Source organism: Roseivirga sp. YIW32 (assembly GCF_057219245.1).
The window spans coordinates 1,037,321-1,057,999 of record NZ_JBXVVG010000001.1 but is presented as its reverse complement, the minus strand read 5'-3'; the positions used below and the strand labels follow the sequence as shown (position 1 = coordinate 1,057,999).

Genomic DNA, 20,679 nt, shown 5'->3' with positions numbered 1-20,679 from the left:
AGTCCATTCAATAAATTCTCAACAATAGGGTATCTTTCCGCATGAATAAGATCAAGGTGGCGGTGATTGGTGGCGGTGCTGCAGGCTTTTTTGCAGCGCATTCTGTTGCACTGCATCATTCCGAGGCAAGTGTTACGCTTTTCGAAAAAAGCTCAAAATTACTCGCCAAGGTGAAAATCTCGGGTGGTGGTCGTTGTAATGTGACGCATGCTTGCTTTGCCAATCATGAATTGGTCAAGTTCTATCCTCGTGGGCGCAAAAAGTTGCGGACGGTTTTCGATCAATTCAGTGTTCAAGACACCTTCAATTGGTTTGAGTCTCGAGGAGTTTTGCTCAAAACAGAGGATGATGGTCGGGTTTTTCCCATGACGGATAATTCGCAATCCATTGTAGACGCTTTAAGCCGAGCTTGCGAGCAACTCGGGGTCCAGATCAAAACAAAGCAAGAAGTAAATGCCATTGAACATAAGGGTCTGCTGCGCCTTCAGGTCAATGGGCAGTGGGAAGAATTTTCTCACGTCATCGTGGCGAGCGGCGGTAGTCCAAAACTCAGTGGGCTTACCTGGCTAGAACAACTCGGACACGACATCATTCCGCCAGTGCCATCATTGTTTACTTTCAATATGCCACAGGAACCAATCAAGCGACTCATGGGCCTTAGTGTTTCAAATGCGCAAGTCAGTGTGATGGGAACGAACCTCGTTCAGCAAGGCCCCTTATTGATCACCCATTGGGGCATGAGCGGTCCTGCCGTACTGAAAACATCAGCCTGGGGAGCAAAGCTATTGGCAGAGCGCAACTATGCATTTGGTATTCAAGTCAATTGGCTAGGCGGTCAAACCGAAAATGAGCTGAGAGCCAGCTTTGAAGGGTTGGTCAAAGAGGCAGGAAAGCGTAAAGTGAAGAATAAAAACCCATTCGACCTTCCGGAACGACTATGGTTGTTCTTCTTAGAAAAGACCGAAATTGATCTGGAAAAGCCTTGGATAGAATTAGGGAAGAAGGATAAAAACAGGCTGATCAACTTACTGACCAATGATCAATACAATGTCAAAGGAAAAACAACATTCAAAGAAGAATTTGTGACCTGTGGTGGCGTTTCCTTGGCAAGTGTACAGATGAAAACGATGGAAAGCAGAACGGTACCTAATCTCTATTTTGCCGGTGAAGTGTTGGACATTGATGGCGTAACGGGAGGCTTTAATTTCCAAGCAGCCTGGGCAACGGGCTTTGTCGCCGGCAAACTTTCGCACTAAAGTCTGTCCATTTATCAAAAGTCTATTCAACATTTGTTGGCTTTTATGCTAAATTCCAAGCATAAACTAAATTCTACTATTTTGAAAAAAGCGATTCTTTCTATTCTTACGCTTTGTCTTGCCGTAATGGTCCAAGGACAGGACGTGCAGCAAATCATCAATGGCTATAAATTCAGGAACGTTGGCCCACTTAGAGGCGGACGTGTGACAGCCGTCATGGGTGTGGAAAAAAGACCCTCAACCTTCTACATGGGTGCTACCGGTGGTGGTGTATGGAAAACGAATGACTACGGCATGAATTGGGAAAACGTATCCGATGGGTACTTTTCAACTCCTTCCATAGGGGCAATAGCGGTTTATCAGCCGCAACCGGATATCATGTATGTCGGCACAGGTTCTGATGGGCTTCGTTCTAATGTGATCACGGGGAAAGGTGTCTATAAGTCAGAAGATGCAGGAAAAACCTGGTCCTTCGTAGGCCTAGAAAAAACCGGACAGATCGGGTCGGTTGAAATTCACCCGAATGACCCAAATACGGTGTACGTTGCGGCCATTGGACAAGCCTTTGGAAGAAACGAGGAAAGAGGTGTTTTTAAAACCACAGATGGTGGAAAAACATGGGATAAAGTTTTTTATCATTCAGACAGCATCGGTGTTTCGGATTTGGAATTAGCTCCTGACGATCCAAACACGATCTACGCAGGGCTATGGAGAGGCGAGCGTAAGCCGTGGACTATCATTTCTGGTTCGAAAGAAGGAGGAGTTTATAAATCTACGGATGCAGGCAAGACTTGGAATAAATTGACGAATGGCTTACCAGATCAATATGTTGGCAAGATCGATTTTGCGGTTTCGCCTGCTAATCCAAATGTGGTGTATGCAAATATTGAAGCTTCAGATGAGCAAGGTGGTTTGTATCGTTCGGATGACAGAGGGGCAAGTTGGACCTTCGTATCCGACAATAGTAATTTGACAAATCGACCCTTTTACTACACCAACATTTATGCCAATCCGAAAAATGAGGATGTGGTCTACAACAATGCCTTAAGATTTTTAAAGTCTACTGATGGTGGTAAAAGCTGGAGTACGATGCGCACGCCTCATGGTGATAATCATGACATTTGGGTGAATCCAAATGATACCAGTATCTGGATTCAATCCAATGACGGTGGAGCCAATGTCACGCTAAATAACGGTAAAACGTGGTCCACACAATTCAATCAGCCAACCGCTGAATTATACCAAGTAGAAGTGGATGATCAATTTCCTTATTACCTCTATGCTGGTCAGCAGGATAACTCCAGCACCATTGCAGTGCCTAGCGAACCGCCTTTGAGTGTTCAGGCTGGAAGTAATTCCTTCATTTTAAATACTGGTGGTTGTGAAACAGGACCTGCTGTTCCGAAGCCGGGTAACCCGAACATTGTCTATTCAAATTGTAAAGGACGCTTTGGTGTTTACGATAAAACAACGGGTCAGGAGCTGCAATACTACGTTGGGGCGACCAACATCTACGGGCATAACCCAAAAGATCTCAAGTTTAGATTCCAGCGTGTGGCGCCAATTCATGTTTCACCTCATAATCCTGATGTGGTCTATCATACCTCTCAGTATGTGCACAAGACCATCGATGATGGCAAAACATGGGAGATCATTTCTCCAGACCTAACGGCTTTCGAACCAGACAAACAAGTGGTGCCCGGAGCACCTATCACAAGAGACGTAACGGGTGAAGAGTATTATTCTACCATCTATGCGATCAGAGAATCTGCATTACAAGAAGGCTTGATCTGGGTAGGTGCAAATGATGGACCCGTACATGTTACGAAAGATGGTGGTAAATCATGGACGAACGTTACACCAAACATGCCGAAAGGCGGAAGAGTAGATGCGGTAGAGCCTTCTCCACATGATCCTGCTAAAGCCTATGTTTCCATATTAAGGTATCAGTTGAATGATTATCGTCCATATATCTATAAAACAGAAGATTATGGTCAGTCTTGGACCTTATTAACAGACGGAAACAATGGCATTCCATCAGATCACCCCACTCGTGTTGTTCGTGAGGACGATGAAAAGGAAGGCATCCTTTACGCAGGTACTGAGTTCGGCTTATTTGTTTCATTAAACGATGGCACATCATGGACGCCGTTTGAGCAATTTCCGGTGACTCCGGTGACTGATATTAAAGTTCACAATGGCGATTTGGCCTTGTCTACCATGGGTAGAGGATTCTGGATTTTGGATGATTTGACAAGTCTTCGTGGAATCAATGAAATAGGTAATCAGGAGGCGGTCTTCTTCCAGCCAAAAGATGGATTAAGAGTTTATATGAGAGCTTCTAGCGATAACAACGGGCCTGAGTACTCAAGTATGGGTGTTCGTTTCGATTATTATCTCGCTAATGATAAAGATGTTCAAATTGAGATCTTTAATGACGAAGGTCAGCTTGTTCGAAATTATGTCAGTGGACGACCTGAGCCAGCGGTCAATACAGAACGCGACATGTCGACAGAGTTTTCGAATGTACCGGCATCAGGGGGTCTACCGAATCAGCAAGGACTCAATCGTTTTGTATGGAATATGCGTCACCGAGGGGGCTGGAGTGCCAATGAAAGAAGAGCGTACAGAGGCAATGGTCCGATGGTCAGCACAGGAACATATAAAGCGAAATTGACCGTAGGTGACCAAGTCTTAGAACGAGAATTCAAGGTCTTATTAGATCCTCGAGTTACATTGACGACGGATGAGGACGTGGCAGCACAGGAAGCGCTCGCTTTGGAGATAAGAGATTTCCAAGACAAGGTCAATCAGCTGATCGCCGCGGTGGACGAAGAGAGAGAAGCCTTGCAAAACTCACTTGATCAAGAAAAAGTAAGTAAGAAGGAGCAGCGCAAAAAAGAAGCGCTCGACGGAGTTTATTATCAATTGGTTACCCCTCCGGGTACGTACATGCAGCCCATGCTACAAGCCCAGACGGGTTACTTAGGCTCAATGATAGGAAGGGCCGATCAACGACCAGGCAAAGATGCCTATGACCGTTTAGAAGAATTACAGGAACGCTACGAAGCGATCAAAGCTGAATTTGAAAAACTTCAGTAATTGACTCCAAGTTCTAACAAACAATGGTACCAAAGAATCCCACATCCGCTGGTGATGCTCTTTGGTATCATTGTTTTAACGGCATTCCTGAGCTATGTGATTCCTGCAGGAGAGTTTCAACGTGAACTGATCGACGATCGTGAGCGCGTAATTCCGGGAACCTATGAGCAAGTAGAGCAAACACCCCTTTCTTTTTTAGATACGTTCTTGGCCATTCCGGGTGGCTTTGAATCTGCCATAGCCATCATCTTCATTGTGCTTTCCAGCGGTATTATGTTCGGAATTTTGGAAGAATCGGGGATGATCGAAAATGCCGTCGGTTCTTTTATCAAGAAACTTGGGGTAGAGCGCAAATACTTGCTAGTCGTTGCCATGACCTTTGTTTTTGGTGCACTAGGCGTATTTGTTGGCTATGAAAACAACATTGCCCTTATTCCTATCGCAGCCATTACTAGCTTGGCGATAGGGGGCGATCTGATGCTAGCTGCCAGTATTGCCGTCGGCGGGGTGACCGTTGGATTTGGTTTGTCTCCGGTTAATCCCTACACGGTCGGAACAGGTCATACCATAGCCCAAATGCCGATGTTCTCAGGATGGTGGTTGAGAGCACTTCTCTGCATCACGGGGCTTTCATTTTTGGCCTTTGTGAATGTGCGCTACTTCAAGCGGATTTTAAAACATCCTGAGAAAAGTCTTTCGTTGGGTATCGACACCAAAGGCTTTGAACTCTCGAAACCAATTGAGGCCTATCGCATGACGCCCAACAATTGGTTGGTGTTGCTACTGTTTGTTGGAGGCTTAGCCGTAACGCTTTATGGTGTGTTTACGGCGCATTGGTACATCAATGAAATTTCAGCAATGTTCATCATTGTCTCTATTCTCGCCGGTATTGCCTCTGGACAATCTGGACGGGCAATCAGCGAAACGGCACTCAAATCAGTGGCCGTCGTAGCGCCAGGCGCTTTTATGGTGGGCTTCGCAACATCGATCAAAGTAGCGATGGAGATGGGGAATATTTCTGACAGCATTGCATATTATCTCGCAGAAGGTCTACAAACTTTGCCCCTTTACGGTTCAGCAGTGGCTATGTCGGGGGCACAATGCCTGATCAACTTCTTTATTCCTTCAGGTAGTGGTCAGGCCTTGGCCACATTACCCATTATGATACCCATGGGAGATCTGTTGGGCTTGACGCGTCAAACGACCATTTTGGCCTTCCAAATAGGGGATGGTGTGACTAATTTATTCAATCCGACCCTGGGAGGGCTGATCGCCATGCTGGCCATGTGCAGAATTCCTTTCGATCGGTGGCTACGCTTTATTATGCCTAAAGTCAGCGTCATCCTTCTCGTGTCTTGGATCGCCCTTACCATAGCAGTGGCGGTGAATTATGGCCCTGCCTAGTTCAATTAAAAATTAACCATGAACAATTAGCTTAACTGCGCTTTGTACTATATCTCGTGTGCTAAATACTACCAATGACAGCTGAAGAAATTTTATCTAAACTCGTATCATTTCCTGTATTAGGAGGAGAATCGAACACGTCCATCATTTCATGGATCAAAGAATACATTGAATCCTATGGTGTTGAGACCACCTTGGTGCCGAATGAAGCAGGAACAAAAGCCTCATTACATTGTCGTGTTGGACCTCCTCAAGATGGAGGAGTGATCTTATCTGGACATACTGATGTCGTACCGGTAGAAGGTCAAGAATGGACCTCAGATCCCTTTGAACTGATCGATAAAGGAGATGGCAAACTGTATGCTCGTGGAAGTTGTGACATGAAGGGCTTTATTGCCTGCTGTCTAGCTGCTTTACCTGATATGGTCAAAGTAAAGCTGAAACGACCCATTTATTTTGCTTTTTCATATGATGAAGAGATTGGCTGTTTGGCAGCACCCGAGCTTGCCGCAGCAATAAATGATCATTACAAGGAAAAGCCGGCCTTTGCCATTATAGGAGAGCCATCCATGATGGTGCCGACCGTCGGACAAAAAGGAATATGCATATTTGAAACGACAGTAACGGGCTCTGAGGGCCATAGTAGCCGAATCAAAACGGAAGTAAGTGCTATTCACGAAGCCATGCGTCTGGTGCTCTGGTTAGAAGATAAAATGAACAGTCTGATCGCAGCGAAAAAAACGGACGATCGATTTACACCTAATCACACAAGTATCCATGTCGGAATCATGAAAGGGGGGATTGCCTCCAACGTGATCGCCCAATCTTGTTACTTCACGTGGGATGTGCGCACCATTCCGTCAGAGACGCCTAACGAAATACTAGAGGAGTTCGAAGCCTATTGTGAAGAGCGTAAAGCAGTCTTGCGAAAGACTTTTCCGGGTTTCGAAATCAAAACGAACCCAATTCATCCTGCAGTTCCGGGACTAGATACCAGCGAAGATGAGGAGATCGTCAGCCTTGTGAAGGACTTGGCTCAGAACGATACCATTGATGCGGTTAGCTATGCAGCCGAAGCCGGCCAATTCCAGGAAGCCGGATTTCAGGCTATGATCTGTGGCCCTGGTGATATTGCCCAAGCTCATCGCGCCGATGAGTTCATCAGCAAGGAACAGCTCGAGAAAGGGGTACATTTTATGCATCGATTGATTGAGAAACTATCAATTTGAGCCAAGTCCCTCAAAAACTAGGCGTCATTCTCTTTCGGAGTAGGGAATGACGCATTAAAATCATTGAAGGACTAGCCTTAGCGTCTCGCTGAGACTCATCAGAAGAATACATAGGCTTCATAAAAAATAAGAATGCTACAAGAACTATTAGAACGACATAACATAAAGCCGGCTCAGGTGGTGCAATTTGACCCACAGAAGGTGCATCATTTAGACCTAAGTAAGGATAACGAGGTGTTAGCTTCCATTGACCTGAACAATAAAGAGCAGTTCACAGACTATATCTTTGGCTTGCTGGACAAGCACGAATGTACGGTTGGCATTGGAGGATACGGTGAGGAGCGCAGCTTGTATAGTCGAAGTGATCTTTTTGAGGGCGAAGAACCAAGGACGGTTCATCTCGGGATAGACCTTTGGGCGAAAGTAGGTACTCCAGTCTTTTCGCCACTGGATGCAAGGATTCATTCCTTTGATAACCGGGCTTTTCATGGAGATTATGGTCCTGTCATTATATTGGAGCATGATTTAGGGGATAGAAAGTTGTATAGCCTCTACGGGCATTTGTCAATTGCGTCATTGGATGACAAAGAGGTCGGTCAGTTTATTTCAAAAGGAGAGATGTTCGCCCGCATTGGAGCCTACGAAGAGAATTTTCACTGGCCACCGCATCTACACTTTCAGTTGATGTGGGACATGCAAGGCCACATTGGTGATTATCCGGGTGTATGCAAACAATCAGGAGCAGCGCTATATTTAAAGAATTGCCCAGACCCCAAGTCATTCTTTTTATAACGTCTCCAATAGAATTCAAATAAAAATATTTTCAGTTAATTGAACCTTTATTCAGTTGTGATGTTATTTCTGTGTATATACATATAAATAAATCATTATGACTTATAGAGAAAGAACAGAAGACATTTACAACATGATTGGACAAGGTCAATTGTTGGAAGCATTTGATAAGTATTACGCGGATGATGTGGTATTGACCGAGCCAAGAGGAACATGGGAAGGAAAAGAATCTTGCAGAGCCCATGAAGTTGAGTTTTTAAGTATGGTAAAAGAATTCCATGGCTTAGATGTGAGGAGTATTACCTCTAACGAGGAAGATGGAGTGGTTATGCATGAAACCATGATGGATGTGACGTTTCAAGATGGCACAAGAGCAAAAATGGAACAAGTGGGTGTTCAGCGTTGGAAAGACGGAAAGATCGTTCACGAACGTTTTTACTACAACAATGCCAACTAAGAAAGCGTTAACAAAAGACGTTTAAGGAAAGGAGCCATGTGCTCCTTTTTTTGTTTATTCGTACATGCGCATAACCGCCATATTGATTGCTGCAGGCTTGTCTTCACGGATGCAAGGACCGAATAAATTACTCCAGCCTATTGTACCGGGAAAGACTTTGATACAACATACTTTTGCTGCCTTGCAGGCTTCAACCGTAGATCAATTAATTGTGGTTACCGGTAGAGATGCTGATCGAGTACAATCGTCAATTGTCAATTGTGACTTGCCAATTCCAGAGTTCGTTTTTAATGCAAACTTTGCGTTAGGCATGACCACCTCCATTCAAGCGGGATTGAATGAAGCCCTCGATGCAGATGCTGTGATGATCTGTCTGGGAGATATGCCTTTGCTCACTTCGGCTGATTATGATGCATTACTAACTAAATTCCGTGAGAACAATAGACGAGACGGCATCGCGGCACCATTTAAAGAGGCTAGAAAGGGAAATCCTGTTGTCTTTGGTGCAGCTCATTTTCAAGCAATAGCTGAACATACAAACATGGAGGGATGTGCTTCGATCATTCAGGCCAACCAGTCGCATTTGATACACTTGGACACAACATCTGACCATTACTTTTTCGATATTGACACACCAGAAAATTTAGCCGAATTCAAAACCCGTGCTCAGTAATAAGGACCATCAACGATACAACCGCCAGATCATCATCCCCGAATTCGGCGAAGAAGGACAAGCGAAGCTGAAAAATGCAGCTGTCTTGGTGATAGGAGCTGGAGGGCTTGGTGCACCAATCCTTCAGTATTTGACCGCTGCCGGTGTGGGAAAAATCGGTATTGTTGATTTTGACACGGTCAGTTTATCCAACTTGCAACGGCAGGTACTCTTTGATAGCAATCAACTGGGACGTTCAAAGGCAAGAATGGCGGAAAAACGCTTAGCAGCGCTCAATCCAGAGCTTACCTTTCAGGTCTATGAAGAAGCCATGAACTCCTCCAATGCGCTGCAGCTGCTCGCTTCATACGATTTGGTGATCGACGGTTCAGACAACCTGGCAACACGTTATTTGGTCAATGATGCCTGCTATTTCTGCGGTATTCCTTTGGTCTATGGGGCCATCTATCGATTTGAAGGACAAGTTTCAGTCTTTAATGCCGAATCAACGGCAGGTAGAGGACCGAATTATCGCGATCTTTTCCCGACGCCACCACCGGCAGAACTGGTGCCGAGTTGTAGCGAAGGAGGCGTTTTGGGTGTCTTGCCAGGTATTATTGGCTCCATGATGGCCAATGAAGCGATCAAGCTCCTAGCTGGAATAGGTGAGAGCCTATCGGGTCGTTTGTTTGTTTTCGATGCCTTGGATTTCGGTACGCATACGTTAAACGTTACCAAGAATCCGGCAAACCCGATATCTGGTGATAGCCCAACCATCACTGAGCTGATCGATTATGAGGCTTTTTGCATGGGTGAGATCAAAAAGCAGCCAATGAATGAAATGAGTGTGCAGGCACTCAAGGAAAAAATCGATAAGGGAGATCTTTGGATCTTGGATGTACGTGAAGATTATGAATATGAGATCGCTAATTTGGGAGGTCATTTGATTCCGTTGAATAAGCTGTTGAATCAAATCGAACAAATTCCCAGAGATCAAGAAGTGGTCGTAATGTGTAAAATGGGAGGTAGAAGTCAGAAAGCGATTGCGCTTTTAAGGGAACACGGCTTTGATAATTTAGTAAATTTAAAAGGTGGAATAGCTGCTTGGCAAAAGGAGATTGATCCGAGTTTGCCGGCTTATTAATCGTTATTCGTCATCCTGAACTTGTTTCAGGGTCTCATGAATAACAAATGCTGAAATGAATTCAGCATGACGTGGATAGTTGAAATAATGAAAATAGAAGTAACGGCATTTGGCATTGCCAAGGACATATTAAAACAAAAACGCACCCAAGTTGAGCTGTCGGATGATCCATCTGTTGCTGCTTTGCGTAAGGAGTTGATCGGGAACTTCCCAGATTTTGAAAAGCTTGCTTCGCTCAGATTTGCGGTGAATACAGAATACGTTTCGGACGATTATCAATTGAATCCGAATGATGAGGTGGTGTTGATTCCACCTGTAAGTGGTGGCTGATGAATAGAATTTTGATAACAGAACAACGATTGGATAGCAAAGCATGTTCGGATGCTGTTGTGTATCCTGGAGCAGGAGGAGTAGTGGTCTTTGTAGGTACAGTGCGTGATCAGACTAAAGGCAAATCGGTGAAGCATTTGGAATTCGAATCGTATGAACCGATGGCAATTAAAGAAATGTGCAAAATCGCCGACGAAGCGATTAAGAGATGGGGTTTACACGATATGGTCATTCATCATAGAGTCGGACATGTGCCCATTGAAGAAGAAGCGGTTGTCATTGCTTGTTCTTCAGCTCACCGAAAGGAGGCATTTGCCGCTTGCGAGTTTGCCATAGACACCTTAAAAGAAACGGTACCCATATGGAAGAAAGAAGTCTTTGAAGATGGTGAGGTTTGGGTAAGCGCCCATCCATGATTAATAAATAGTGAATGTTTAATTATGTGGCATCCCTTTAGGGACTAAGGGTAACTGATGAATGCTTAATGTTGAGTATTGAATGCAAAAGAATTCACCAAAATATAATTAGACCTTTACTGCTAGACACGAAGCAGTCTTTTTGAATTTCAAAGAGATTCCTTCGTCCTACGTCCTCGGAATGACGATTAAGGATAAATGAACATCAAATCGATCAAATCACAATTTCCCATCTTCAAGCAGCAAACCCCGCTTGGACAGGAATTGATTTATCTGGATTCTGCCTCCTCAGCGCAGAAGCCTCAAGCGGTGATCGATGCGATTTCATCCTTTTATGCAGGATACTATGCCAACTCAGGCAGAGGTAGCTATTGGCCTGCAAGTGCAGCGAGTACGGCATTTGAGCAGGTCAGAGAACGAATTGCTCAGTTTATTCATGCGGCCTATCCTGAAGAGATCGTTTTTACTTCAGGCACAACAGATGCGCTCAATAAATTAGCAAGAAGCCATTTTGAAAAGCATGTCGAGGCAGGAGATCAACTCATTTTGAGTGAAATGGAACATCATGCCAACCTTATTCCATGGCAGGAGCTGGCTCACCGAACCGGAGCTGTGATCAAGGCATTGCCGATTGACGGTCAAGGAAATATTTCTTTTGAGGAACTGATCCAATTACTGCAGAAAAAGACGGCCATGGTGGGTATCACGGCCACGTCAAATGTTTTGGGAACCTGTCTCAATGTTGCACGGATTACGCAGCTTGCACATGAACATGGGGCTCAAGTAGTTGTGGATGCTGCACAAACATTAGCCCATAGTAGAATAGATGTGCAATCATGGGATTGTGACTTTATGGCCTTTTCCGCACATAAACTCTACGGACCTACCGGTATCGGGGTGCTCTATGGTAAACGCGCTTTGCTTGATGCCATAGAGCCATTATCCTATGGTGGGGGAATGATCACAAGAGTGGCCATGGAATCGTCGTCCTATATCAAGAAGAGCCCTCATAAGCACGAGGCGGGCACACAGCATATAGCTGGGGCGATTGGTCTTGCTGCTGCCATTGATTTTCTGGAGGAAATTGGAATGCTGGTAATCCACAACTACTTGAATGAATTGACTCATTACGCAATGGGTAAACTAAAGGCCATTGAGTTGATTGATATCAAGGGTGGTGAAGAACGCGCACCGGTGATTGCGTTTACTTTAGCAGGGGTACATCCCCATGATTTGGCTACCTTTCTGAATGAAAAGGGCATTTGTGTTAGAGCTGGCCATCATTGTGCACAGCCGCTGATGACGAAGCTTAATGTGCATGCAACGACAAGGACATCATTCGGGATTTATAATACTAGGGAAGATATTGACAGGCTTGTCGAAGGCATCGAAGAGGCCAAAGCCTTTTTCTTATGAACGAACGGATCAAAGGATTATATCAGAAGCACATTCTGGCCAAATCTAAGGAGGTGCAACTTGTTGGTAAGTTGGCCGACTATACCCATGCACTCGAAGCCTATAACCCCATGTGCGGTGATCAGTACACGGTCTATTTGCGTTTGTTAGAGGACAGGGTAGAAGATGCCAGGTTCGAAGGTTATGGCTGTGCGATTTCCAAAGCTTCCACTGCTGTATTGGCCGAACTTGTGATTGGCAAAACGCTGGTTGAGATCGGCCCATTGATCACTAGCTTTCTGGAACTGATCGATGAGGACTCTTTGAACGAACCGGAAGCAATCACCACAAACGAGCAGCTATTGGCTTTTGCCGCTGCCAGAGATTTTCCAGAACGAAAAGCATGTGCCTCACTCAGTTGGGAGCGAGTTAACGAATATTTAAATGAGGTGAACGGAACGGATGGTGCTTAAACTTTGACTTAAACAAGTCCAATGCTCACCTCGGTCGTGGCTGAGGTAGAGATTTCCGTTATTGGTGCCGAAGGCCAAAACATCTCCACGTTTATCAAACCCATCCCTTAATACCAGGTCAAAGGCGGCATCCTGAGGAAGTCCTTTGGTCAGTGGATGCCAGCTCAGTCCGGCATCTGTGGTTCGATAAACGACCAATTGCCCTTTGTGCGGCATTCGCATGTCATCCGATTCAGCGGGAATTACCCAGGCAGTGTCAATGTCTTTGTTGTCAATGACCAAATCGAAGCCATAATAAGCCAAGCCCTTTGGATCGGAAACATCTTGCCAAGTATCACCATTGTCTATTGACCGATAAATGCCGCAGTGGTTCTGCTGCCACAACACATTGGAGGTTTGTGGATGGCGTATGATGGAATGTGGATCATGACCTACCTCTACAGTCGATTTAGGTAAGTAGAAGGCCTGTAAACCTTTATTAGACGGTGACCAGCTTTGTCCTCCGTCAAGACTTTTAAAAACACCCGCACAGCTGATGCCTACCATGAGTTGTTCTGGATCTAAAGGGTGAAATAGAATACTGTGCAAAAAGGGGTTTTTGCTTCCTTTGCCGCCACCTTGCCATTCGGGTCGGCTTGGGTGCTTGCTCAAGGCCTTGATCTCATGAAATGTATTGCCAATTCGTTTGAATAGGGCAGCAGGCTCGGTGCCAAGGTAAAGGTCTTCTCCATGAGAAGCGATCGTCCAGATCGAGTGTAATGTATACGGACTATCCTGATCAAATGCGGGAGCGATGTGCTCGTCAAAGGTTTGTCCTTGATCCGTACTTATGTACAATTTGCTTCCCCAGTGTTTATGATTAATGGCAACCCACCAATTGCCTGTTTGAGTTTGGTGAAATGCACCTACAGGAAGTCCCATGAAATGGATGTTTTCCAACTTCCATGATTCTGCCGATTTCGAGTAAACGAGTAGACCTTTATCTGTTCCTGTGACTAGTTTCATTCTTTTTATTAGAACGTCATTCCGAGGACGTAGGACGAAGGAATCTTTTTCTCTTGACGTGTTAAGACTGCTTCGTGCCCTGCCTACCGTCAGGCAGGCTCGCAGTGACAATAAATATTATTTCGAGTTATAATCCGACTTTCCACCGGTTTTCTTGATCAATCGTGTGGAATGAATTTCAATATCATGAGAAAAGGCTTTGCACATGTCGTAAACCGTCAATGCCGCAATTGTGGCACCCGTCAAGGCTTCCATTTCTACTCCTGTTTTACCACTACAGCGGGCTTCACAGGTGATCTCTAAACGAAGTCCTTCCTTTAGTTCGATCTCAATTCCAACTTTATTAAGATTGAGTTGATGGCACATTGGAATCAATTCATAGGTTCTTTTGGCTCCTTGAATACCGGCAATGATCGCTGTTTGAAAAACAGGTCCTTTCAACGATTTGATCTCACCGTCCTTCACATGTTCAGCCATGTCGTCAGGCAATTGGACGATGGCCTGAGCCATTGCAGTTCTTTTACTGTCCAATTTATCGCTGACATCCACCATCACCGGTTGATTCTTTTCGATATGAGAGAATTTTTTACTCATTAGAGGGTTTTTCGGTAGGGAATATACGGATAAACTTCACCTGATGAGAATTCATTTTTGTCCTCTGGCAATACGATAAAGCCATCGGCAAGTGTCATGTTCGCAAAATCACCAGATCCATTTCCCTTGAAGGTTTCAGCCACACATTCACCGCTAGCATTGGTTTGTACCTTGCATTCTAAGAAATAGGTCAAAGGAGGCACAAATGTGAGGTTACTCGCCAATTTGACATGAGACAGAGTAGTAGACAATCCTAAAGAATGGCGCACCCAATATTTTATGTAGGCCTGCGCACAAACAAAGGAGGAAACAGGATTGCCTGGAAGGGCAAAGACCGTAGTTCCAGATGAAGATGTCCCAAACCAAAACGGTTTTCCCGGACGCTGTTTGACTTTGTGAAAATGTTTCTTTACACCGAGTTCATCCAATACTTCGGGTAGAAAATCAAATTTACCTCGTGAAACACCTCCGGTTAGAATCAATACATCAAAACTTGTAATTAAGCGTGATAACTCTCTGTTTAACAACTCTTTGCCATCCCTCAAATGAAATTGTTCCGCCTGTATGTTCCACTCGGCTAATGCCGCCAATACCCCATAATTACTCGACCTTCTGATTTGGTGGGCTTCCGGCTTTTCGTGTACATCGACCAATTCGTCGCCTGTGGTGATGATAGCGGCTTTGGGCAATTGATAAACACTGAGTTCGGCTTTTCCAACCGCAGCTGCTACGATCAATTCGGTAGGTCCAAGCTCGATTCCTCTTTTTAACAGGATTTCCCCTTGGGGTCGGTCTTCACCCTTGAAATGAACATTCTGTGCTCTCTTGATCTCTTCTACCTGCAGGGTGGCAACATCATTGGTAATACTGATCTCTTCATAGCGAATAACAGTATCTAAACCCGTAGGCATGATGGCGCCTGTCATGATTTGTACACATTTATCGGAAGCTGTGATGTGTTGTTGAGGTACGCCGGCACCAATGGTTGCTAACACCTCAAAATTACGCTGACCACGAGCATAGGCATCGTAGTTGATGGCGATTCCATCCATTGTCACACGATCATAGGGAGGTAAGGGCCTATCTGCTATGACGTCTTCAGCGAGAACATATCCATTGGCCTGAGCGAGCGGTACCGTTTTTTGTTTCAGCTGAAAGGAGTGACTTGTTATGATCTCTAGTGCTTCTTGATAACTAATCATTACTGGGTTTATCTGATGCGTTGATGTGTTTGAAATTTTTAAAGGAACTCAATATAAATGTCAGTACCTAACCTCCAATGGTTGCCATGGACTCAAAAGAACTCGTGTTCGTTTTCTGTTTTTCTGCTTCAAAACCGTCCTTCGCTCTGCTCTTAAAGAGTAGCAGGAATTTCTCTTCAATGTCTTGATCACTTGCTCCCGACCGCATGAAATCCCTAAAACTGAAGCCGCCATGCTGATAGAGACAGGTCTTTAATTCACCTTTGGGTGTCAACCTGATACGGTCACAGGTACCGCAGATGGTTCTTGTGTAGGCCGGGATCACGCCAAAAGAACCCTTTGCTTCAGGGACTTGGTAATTATAGCTTGTTGATGTCTTTTCATCAGACAAACGGGTAATGTGCGGGTAAACCGATTGTATGTGGGCTAGGATCTTTTTGTAATTCCACTCAATGGGTTCATAACCTTTGCTTCCGCCGTTAAATGGCATTTCTTCTATAAAACGCACATTTACCGGATCCTTTTCTGTTAGTGCGACCATTGGGATGATGTCTTCGATGTTATGCTCTTTCATCACGACTGCATTGACCTTGGTTTGCAACCCTTGTTTCATCAGCTCACGATAGAAGGCCCAGACCTGGTCAAATTCGTCCCGTCTTGTGATCTGATGAAAGCGCTTGGCATCCAATGCGTCTAAGCTCAGGTTGACCGAGTGAATGCCAATGGCATTCATGGCTTCTATGGAGTGGAGTGGGGCGGTTCCATTCGTGGTAATGTTGATCTTTTCGATTCCTGATACACGTGTCAATTCAGCCATAAAGGGAAGCAGGTCTTTGCGGACAAAAGGTTCTCCTCCGGTGATCCTAACTTTTGAAATGCCAAGCCTAGCCAGTATCTCGACGAGTCTGAGCATTTCTTCATAGCTTAAGATCTCCTCTTTTTTATTCCATGCCAACCCTTGTTCTGGCATGCAGTAGAAACATCTTAGGTTACACCTCTCCGTAACGGCTAAACGCAAATAATTCAGTCGTCTGCCATGGTTATCGTAAAGTCCCTTATCCAATTCCTTGTTCTCCAAATTTGCCTTATTTATGACTTAACCACCGGATATGGCTTGAGCAATGTAAATAGTCGTTTCCGCATTTAATTTTACAGCCAAATTCTTTCTCTCCTTTAAGAGTTCATCATTGACATAAATATGTAAGAATTCCCTCAAGTTTTCATGTTCATCGAGCACATAGGCTTTGAAACCGGGATAAAGCTGATTCATTCGATCGATTGATTCTAATAAGGTGTCGGCTTGAATGTCCTCCTTTTCCAAACTAGGAAAAAAACGCTTCAGTGAACTTGTACAACTTATTTTGGCCATTGACTGCTTAAACCTTTTCTAATACCAAATCTCTTTAGAACTTCAAGGCTCTAATCTGAATTCAATTTGTAACATAAAGGCCTAACGAGCAAGGATAAAGATATGTTAGCATACCAAGACTTAATCTCGCAAGCGATCAGTAACGGAACAGCATTGGCCATGGCCCGTGTAGTCAAGACATGGAGAAGCTCGCCACGACCCGTTGGTTCGGTATTATTGGTGACCGAAGAAGGGGAGATGATGGGTTCCGTGAGTGGTGGCTGTGTTGAAAAATCGGTTATTGGAAAAGCCCTTAAGGTGCTGGAAACCAAAACGCCCGAATTAGTCGACTATGGCGTCGCTGATGAAGAAGCATGGGAGGTTGGACTGAGCTGTGGTGGCGCATTATCGGTTTACATTCAGCCGTTTTTCAATCGAGAAGACTGGGACATCATTCGAACCTTTACTAGCCAAAATAGGGGCTTGATCATTCTTACAGAATTGAAGCCCAAAGGCTACCACTATTTTATCGATCCTGAAACAAAGAATGCGCACAGTCAGGAAGTGAACGATCAAATGCAAGCCTATTATCAAAAAGGGGAGAATGGACTGATCGAGAAAGATGGCATTTCCTACTTCTGCCATGTTTTTCCTCTACCTAGTCGGATGCTATTGATCGGATCGGCGCACATTACAGCAGAGCTGATTGGCTTGGCTAAAAAGTTCGAATTCGAAACGATCGTTATCGACCCGCGCGATACTTTCGCTAAAAAGACAAGCTACCACGAGGCACCTGATCAGTTGCATGTCAAATGGCCGCAGGAGATCTTGCATGATGTTCGTCTGGATCGAAATACTTACGCTGTGATTCTGTCTCACGATCCGAAGATCGATGATGAGGCACTGAAGATCCTTTTAAATTCCAACGTCCGCTACATCGGGGCCTTAGGGAGTAAAAAGACACATGCTAAACGCCTTGAACGATTAAAAGGGTATGGGTTTGAAGAAGCACAGATGAACAGAATTCATGCCCCGATAGGACTGGATATCCATGCTTTATTGCCCAGAGAAATTGCACTCAGCGTGATGGCCGAGGTTATTGGAATAAAGAATGCATAAGTGATCGACGTATGTCGCTTTTCGCGGCATCAATCATGGGTATCGTAAGCACCATTCAGCCAAAGCCAGAGGCGCTTAAGTCCTGTGGCCTTTTTTGTCTGTTTTGCTTTGACTTTTTGTGGTGCCCTGCTTGGTTTTGCGCTAGGAGTTTCCTCCTTTTTCTTCTTCTTTTTTGTTTTTTGGGCCTGAAGCTTCGCTTTTACCTGTTCTTCGTAATACTTCCTTTTTAGTTCCTTCTCTCGTTGTTCAGCCTCGATCTTTTTGCGCTTGGCAATGCGCTCTTCACGCTTTCGCTGCTCCGTTACTGAATTGCTTCTCGGCTGTCTATTTCGTGCAGGCCTCTCTCGGCTTACCTTCTTTTCCTTGGCTTCTTTTTCGACCTTGGGCTTTGGTTCTGGCAATTCGATCTTACCGACTACTTTCAGTCCTTCCAATTCGGGCTTTTCTGCCTTGAATTTTTCTAATTCTTTGGTCTTTTCTATAAACTCCTCTTCTAAAGTAAACACCTGAGGTCGTAGCGAGTCAATGAATTTTGGTGCTTCCGCAGGTTCGTCTATTAGGAGCTCACCCGGTTCTTCAATCTCTTCCTTTTCAGGAACCTCATCCACAGTTTCTGGTTCCATATCCTGCGAGACAATAGGCTTTTTTGGCGCAAAGGTGGTCGCAAAAAAAGTAACCTCTTCATCGGTCAATTTAATATTGGGGTGGTCATTGACTGTTCTGAAGTGCTGCTCTAATAAATTAACGAGCTTATCAGTGGTAGTTTCAAATTTTCGGGCCGCTTGTCCTAAACGCATGGTTTAAAGATTTGGCAGCGAATATAACCAAATGAACAGTAAGAAGTAAACTTAAGTGTGTCGTTGAATGACATCTGGATTGATATCGGCTATGGTGACGATCAGACCTGTTTCTTCTACATCACCGAAATCCGGATTTTGCGCTGTTCCAAAAGTTTTCATCGTTGAAGATAAATTCATGTAGATATTGATCAGCGGTGGAATCCATTCTCCTCTATCTTTCAATAACTTATGAAGTAGTCGAAAGCCTTCGTGAAAGTCTAAGGACTTGTCAAAGTGAAGATCAAACGTTTCCTGTTTGAAGGGCGCGTTGAGTTCTGCTTTAGGCTCGCACAGATGCGAGTTGTCCGGGAAGTAATGCTCCATAAAGCCCAAGAGAATGTCTCTGGCCTCAGTATTGTAGCTTTTGTACATGGTGACTTTGCCAAAGAAGTACTTGTTCTCCGGATACTCAGTCAATAGGGAACCCAAGCCATCCCATATGTTTGATAGGGCATAAAGTCCTTTCCTTGGGTTATTTGCGGGTTGGTAGGCTGGTTGTACCCAAGACCGACCTAATTCGATGGAATAGGGCAGGTAGGCCTTTTTCATTTCATCTGAAAAGTCGAAGTAGTGAGCCGTGGATAGATCGAATTCCTTCGTCTCGGGGTTAAAAGCTCGTTCGCCCGTAATGTAGCGGTAGCCCCCGATGATTTCCTGATCTTCCGGGTTCCATACGATCAGCTGCTCATAACAGCGTTGACAAGTGTCGTAGTCGTCAATATCGAGTGCTTCACCCGTTCCACCACCGGCACCTCTAAACGAAACCTCTCTCAACCGACCGATCTCTCGCATGGTATGCGGTGAATTATGATGGTTGACGATGTAGATCTCGTTATTTCCCTTTTTTGTCATCTTCACAAACCGCTCTTTGCAGAGTTCTTGCTCGAGCAGCTTCCTGTCCACAGGTGGGATGATTTCCTGTTCTATTTTCTTCTCCATCAGTTGTCAAACGTGTTAGCCATGGAATAAACTTTTGCTTTTACCCATTCCGACCATTCCTTTTCATTTTTGCTTTCATCGAATGTCTCTGGTGGTATACGTTCTCCAAAGCGGATGTGCATGACGTTATCTTGCTGCTTGAAGAGTTCATCAACCAGGAATATCATTTCAATATTGAATTTGATACCCAAGAACTTTCGAATATTGGCTAGCCGATAAAAACGGTCAGTCAGCCTTCCTTCAATATACACTGGAATTATAGGTTTTTTATACTTTTTGGCTTTAGAAATAAAGGTCTTACGCCAAAAAACATCTTCTATCTTTCCATTGGTTCTTCTGCTCACCAAGCCAGCGGGAAAAATGAAGGTGGCCCGATCAGATCCAAACTGTTTGTCTACCTGCTGTAAAGACTCTGCTGCATTTTTACCCACTTTGTTCACTCCGATGAACATGCTCCTTAGGTTGGTGAGGTGCATCAAGAAGTCGTTCACAATAAAGGTGATATCAGGTCGGACATCACGTAATTTTGAAATCAGCGCTACGGCGTCAAAACCACCTAATGGATGATTAGCCGCGAATATGCACGACTCTGACATGGGTGGGATATGTTCTTCACCATGCAAATGGATGGTAATATTGAACTTCTCCATGCAGGCATCACAGAAGTCGTAGGCATCGGCTTCTTTATTACGCGACATGAATTCATTGACCTCTTCTTCGTGAATTATCTTTCGAAGGTAATTGAGCACAAAGCCAGGAATCCATTTGAGGACCTTCGGGTTCTTTTCGGCAATAACCTTTCTTACATCAATGAATTTTTCCATCAGGAACAAGCAAAAGGAAAGTGGCAATAATAAGCGCAATTTTTCATAAAGCCATAGGGAAATCGGTTGTGCTGGAGTGAAAAGTAAAAAATACTAGGCTCTTGAACTTGGTGATGACAAGCTTGTGCTCAAAGTCCAATTTCTTATTACTTAAAACCT

Annotated in this window: 21 protein-coding genes; 13 read left to right on the top strand and 8 right to left on the bottom strand. The window is 44.6% G+C overall.

All coding sequences use genetic code 11. From position 1 onward, the window contains the following. Positions 1-41 precede the first annotated feature (41 nt). The 12 genes from AC2D6U_RS05120 (at position 42) to sufU (ending at position 12,650) form a co-directional block, all read left to right on the top strand. The gene (locus tag AC2D6U_RS05120) at positions 42-1,256 is read left to right on the top strand and encodes a BaiN/RdsA family NAD(P)/FAD-dependent oxidoreductase (protein ID WP_484719874.1); all 1,215 of its coding nucleotides are present in this window, start codon (positions 42-44) and stop codon (positions 1,254-1,256) included. 81 nt (positions 1,257-1,337) lie between these two features. After that, the gene (locus AC2D6U_RS05115; protein WP_484719873.1) at positions 1,338-4,358 is read left to right on the top strand and encodes a WD40/YVTN/BNR-like repeat-containing protein; all 3,021 of its coding nucleotides are present in this window, start codon (positions 1,338-1,340) and stop codon (positions 4,356-4,358) included. Continuing rightward, positions 4,359-5,762 (top strand): YfcC family protein, encoded by a 1,404-nt coding sequence (locus AC2D6U_RS05110; RefSeq protein WP_484719872.1) that lies wholly within the window; start codon positions 4,359-4,361, stop codon positions 5,760-5,762. It begins immediately after the preceding gene. A gap of 74 nt (positions 5,763-5,836) precedes the next feature. Further along, on the top strand, positions 5,837-6,991 hold the full coding sequence (argE, locus tag AC2D6U_RS05105) for an acetylornithine deacetylase (protein ID WP_484719871.1): 1,155 nt from the start codon (positions 5,837-5,839) through the stop codon (positions 6,989-6,991). Between the two features lie 132 nt (positions 6,992-7,123). Next, entirely contained in the window at positions 7,124-7,783 is a 660-nt protein-coding gene (locus AC2D6U_RS05100; protein ID WP_484719870.1) for a peptidoglycan DD-metalloendopeptidase family protein, read from the top strand. 97 nt (positions 7,784-7,880) lie between these two features. Continuing rightward, positions 7,881-8,240 carry a nuclear transport factor 2 family protein gene (locus AC2D6U_RS05095; RefSeq protein ID WP_484719869.1) on the top strand — a complete coding sequence of 120 codons (360 nt, stop codon included), beginning with the start codon at positions 7,881-7,883 and terminating at the stop codon, positions 8,238-8,240. A gap of 64 nt (positions 8,241-8,304) precedes the next feature. Next, positions 8,305-8,913, top strand: coding sequence for a nucleotidyltransferase family protein (locus AC2D6U_RS05090; RefSeq protein ID WP_484719868.1), 609 nt, complete (start codon positions 8,305-8,307; stop codon positions 8,911-8,913). Further along, the gene (gene moeB, locus AC2D6U_RS05085; protein ID WP_484719867.1) at positions 8,903-10,036 is read left to right on the top strand and encodes a molybdopterin-synthase adenylyltransferase MoeB; all 1,134 of its coding nucleotides are present in this window, start codon (positions 8,903-8,905) and stop codon (positions 10,034-10,036) included. The genes AC2D6U_RS05090 and moeB overlap by 11 nt, the downstream gene beginning before the upstream one ends. Before the next feature lie 87 nt (positions 10,037-10,123). Then, positions 10,124-10,366: a MoaD/ThiS family protein gene (locus tag AC2D6U_RS05080; RefSeq protein ID WP_484719866.1), complete on the top strand. Its 243-nt coding sequence runs from the start codon at positions 10,124-10,126 to the stop codon at positions 10,364-10,366. Beyond that, entirely contained in the window at positions 10,366-10,782 is a 417-nt protein-coding gene (locus tag AC2D6U_RS05075) for a molybdenum cofactor biosynthesis protein MoaE (RefSeq protein ID WP_484719865.1), read from the top strand. The genes AC2D6U_RS05080 and AC2D6U_RS05075 overlap by 1 nt, the downstream gene beginning before the upstream one ends. Positions 10,783-10,980: 198 nt before the next feature. Then, positions 10,981-12,198 (top strand): aminotransferase class V-fold PLP-dependent enzyme, encoded by a 1,218-nt coding sequence (locus AC2D6U_RS05070; protein WP_484719864.1) that lies wholly within the window; start codon positions 10,981-10,983, stop codon positions 12,196-12,198. Then, positions 12,195-12,650: a Fe-S cluster assembly sulfur transfer protein SufU gene (gene sufU / locus AC2D6U_RS05065; protein ID WP_484719863.1), complete on the top strand. Its 456-nt coding sequence runs from the start codon at positions 12,195-12,197 to the stop codon at positions 12,648-12,650. The genes AC2D6U_RS05070 and sufU overlap by 4 nt, the downstream gene beginning before the upstream one ends. Here sufU and AC2D6U_RS05060 read toward each other — a convergent pair. The 5 genes from AC2D6U_RS05060 to AC2D6U_RS05040 form a co-directional block, all read right to left on the bottom strand. Further along, positions 12,618-13,655: a WD40/YVTN/BNR-like repeat-containing protein gene (locus tag AC2D6U_RS05060; protein WP_484719862.1), complete on the bottom strand. Its 1,038-nt coding sequence runs from the start codon at positions 13,653-13,655 to the stop codon at positions 12,618-12,620. The two genes, sufU and AC2D6U_RS05060, sit on opposite strands and share 33 nt — an antisense overlap. Positions 13,656-13,772: 117 nt before the next feature. Beyond that, positions 13,773-14,249 (bottom strand): cyclic pyranopterin monophosphate synthase MoaC, encoded by a 477-nt coding sequence (gene moaC, locus AC2D6U_RS05055; RefSeq protein ID WP_484719861.1) that lies wholly within the window; start codon positions 14,247-14,249, stop codon positions 13,773-13,775. Beyond that, on the bottom strand, positions 14,249-15,451 hold the full coding sequence (locus AC2D6U_RS05050) for a molybdopterin molybdotransferase MoeA (RefSeq protein WP_484719860.1): 1,203 nt from the start codon (positions 15,449-15,451) through the stop codon (positions 14,249-14,251). The genes moaC and AC2D6U_RS05050 overlap by 1 nt, the downstream gene beginning before the upstream one ends. Positions 15,452-15,518: 67 nt before the next feature. After that, the gene (gene moaA / locus AC2D6U_RS05045) at positions 15,519-16,529 is read right to left on the bottom strand and encodes a GTP 3',8-cyclase MoaA (RefSeq protein ID WP_484719859.1); all 1,011 of its coding nucleotides are present in this window, start codon (positions 16,527-16,529) and stop codon (positions 15,519-15,521) included. Positions 16,530-16,547: 18 nt separating this feature from the next. Continuing rightward, complete coding sequence (locus AC2D6U_RS05040) at positions 16,548-16,820, bottom strand: ubiquitin family protein (RefSeq protein ID WP_484719858.1); 273 nt, start codon at positions 16,818-16,820, stop codon at positions 16,548-16,550. Positions 16,821-16,922: 102 nt separating this feature from the next. On the opposite strand from AC2D6U_RS05040, the gene AC2D6U_RS05035 reads away from it, so the two are divergent. Beyond that, positions 16,923-17,918, top strand: coding sequence for an XdhC family protein (locus AC2D6U_RS05035; RefSeq protein ID WP_484719857.1), 996 nt, complete (start codon positions 16,923-16,925; stop codon positions 17,916-17,918). A gap of 29 nt (positions 17,919-17,947) precedes the next feature. On the opposite strand, the gene AC2D6U_RS05030 is transcribed toward AC2D6U_RS05035, so the two are convergent. Genes AC2D6U_RS05030 through glsA form a run of 3 tightly spaced genes read right to left on the bottom strand, consistent with a single transcriptional unit; the run spans position 17,948 to position 20,520 of the window. Further along, positions 17,948-18,715, bottom strand: a complete 768-nt coding sequence (locus tag AC2D6U_RS05030) for a hypothetical protein (protein ID WP_484719856.1) — start codon at positions 18,713-18,715, stop codon at positions 17,948-17,950. A 51-nt stretch (positions 18,716-18,766) separates the two neighbouring features. Next, a complete protein-coding gene (glsB, locus tag AC2D6U_RS05025; RefSeq protein ID WP_484719855.1) occupies positions 18,767-19,696 on the bottom strand; it encodes a glycine N(alpha)-acyltransferase GlsB in 930 nt (309 codons plus the stop codon). Then, complete coding sequence (glsA, locus tag AC2D6U_RS05020) at positions 19,696-20,520, bottom strand: lyso-glycine lipid O-acyltransferase GlsA (RefSeq protein WP_484719854.1); 825 nt, start codon at positions 20,518-20,520, stop codon at positions 19,696-19,698. The genes glsB and glsA overlap by 1 nt, the downstream gene beginning before the upstream one ends. Positions 20,521-20,679 lie beyond the last annotated feature (159 nt).

Excerpts from the sequence above, each read along its gene's own strand:
- AC2D6U_RS05120 (WP_484719874.1), top strand. The coding sequence starts at position 42 with ATGAATAAGATCAAGGTGGCGGTGATTGGTGGCGGTGCTGCAGGCTTT.
- AC2D6U_RS05095 (WP_484719869.1), top strand. The coding sequence starts at position 7,881 with ATGACTTATAGAGAAAGAACAGAAGACATTTACAACATGATTGGACAA.
- AC2D6U_RS05100 (WP_484719870.1), top strand. The coding sequence starts at position 7,124 with ATGCTACAAGAACTATTAGAACGACATAACATAAAGCCGGCTCAGGTG.
- AC2D6U_RS05040 (WP_484719858.1), bottom strand. The coding sequence starts at position 16,820 with ATGGCCAAAATAAGTTGTACAAGTTCACTGAAGCGTTTTTTTCCTAGT.
- glsB (WP_484719855.1), bottom strand. The coding sequence starts at position 19,696 with ATGGAGAAGAAAATAGAACAGGAAATCATCCCACCTGTGGACAGGAAG.
- AC2D6U_RS05050 (WP_484719860.1), bottom strand. The coding sequence starts at position 15,451 with ATGATTAGTTATCAAGAAGCACTAGAGATCATAACAAGTCACTCCTTT.
- AC2D6U_RS05060 (WP_484719862.1), bottom strand. The coding sequence starts at position 13,655 with ATGAAACTAGTCACAGGAACAGATAAAGGTCTACTCGTTTACTCGAAA.
- argE (WP_484719871.1), top strand. The coding sequence starts at position 5,837 with ATGACAGCTGAAGAAATTTTATCTAAACTCGTATCATTTCCTGTATTA.
- AC2D6U_RS05070 (WP_484719864.1), top strand. The coding sequence starts at position 10,981 with ATGAACATCAAATCGATCAAATCACAATTTCCCATCTTCAAGCAGCAA.
- AC2D6U_RS05075 (WP_484719865.1), top strand. The coding sequence starts at position 10,366 with ATGAATAGAATTTTGATAACAGAACAACGATTGGATAGCAAAGCATGT.
- AC2D6U_RS05035 (WP_484719857.1), top strand. The coding sequence starts at position 16,923 with ATGTTAGCATACCAAGACTTAATCTCGCAAGCGATCAGTAACGGAACA.
- sufU (WP_484719863.1), top strand. The coding sequence starts at position 12,195 with ATGAACGAACGGATCAAAGGATTATATCAGAAGCACATTCTGGCCAAA.
- AC2D6U_RS05030 (WP_484719856.1), bottom strand. The coding sequence starts at position 18,715 with ATGCGTTTAGGACAAGCGGCCCGAAAATTTGAAACTACCACTGATAAG.
- AC2D6U_RS05090 (WP_484719868.1), top strand. The coding sequence starts at position 8,305 with ATGCGCATAACCGCCATATTGATTGCTGCAGGCTTGTCTTCACGGATG.
- glsA (WP_484719854.1), bottom strand. The coding sequence starts at position 20,520 with ATGGAAAAATTCATTGATGTAAGAAAGGTTATTGCCGAAAAGAACCCG.
- AC2D6U_RS05080 (WP_484719866.1), top strand. The coding sequence starts at position 10,124 with ATGAAAATAGAAGTAACGGCATTTGGCATTGCCAAGGACATATTAAAA.
- moaC (WP_484719861.1), bottom strand. The coding sequence starts at position 14,249 with ATGAGTAAAAAATTCTCTCATATCGAAAAGAATCAACCGGTGATGGTG.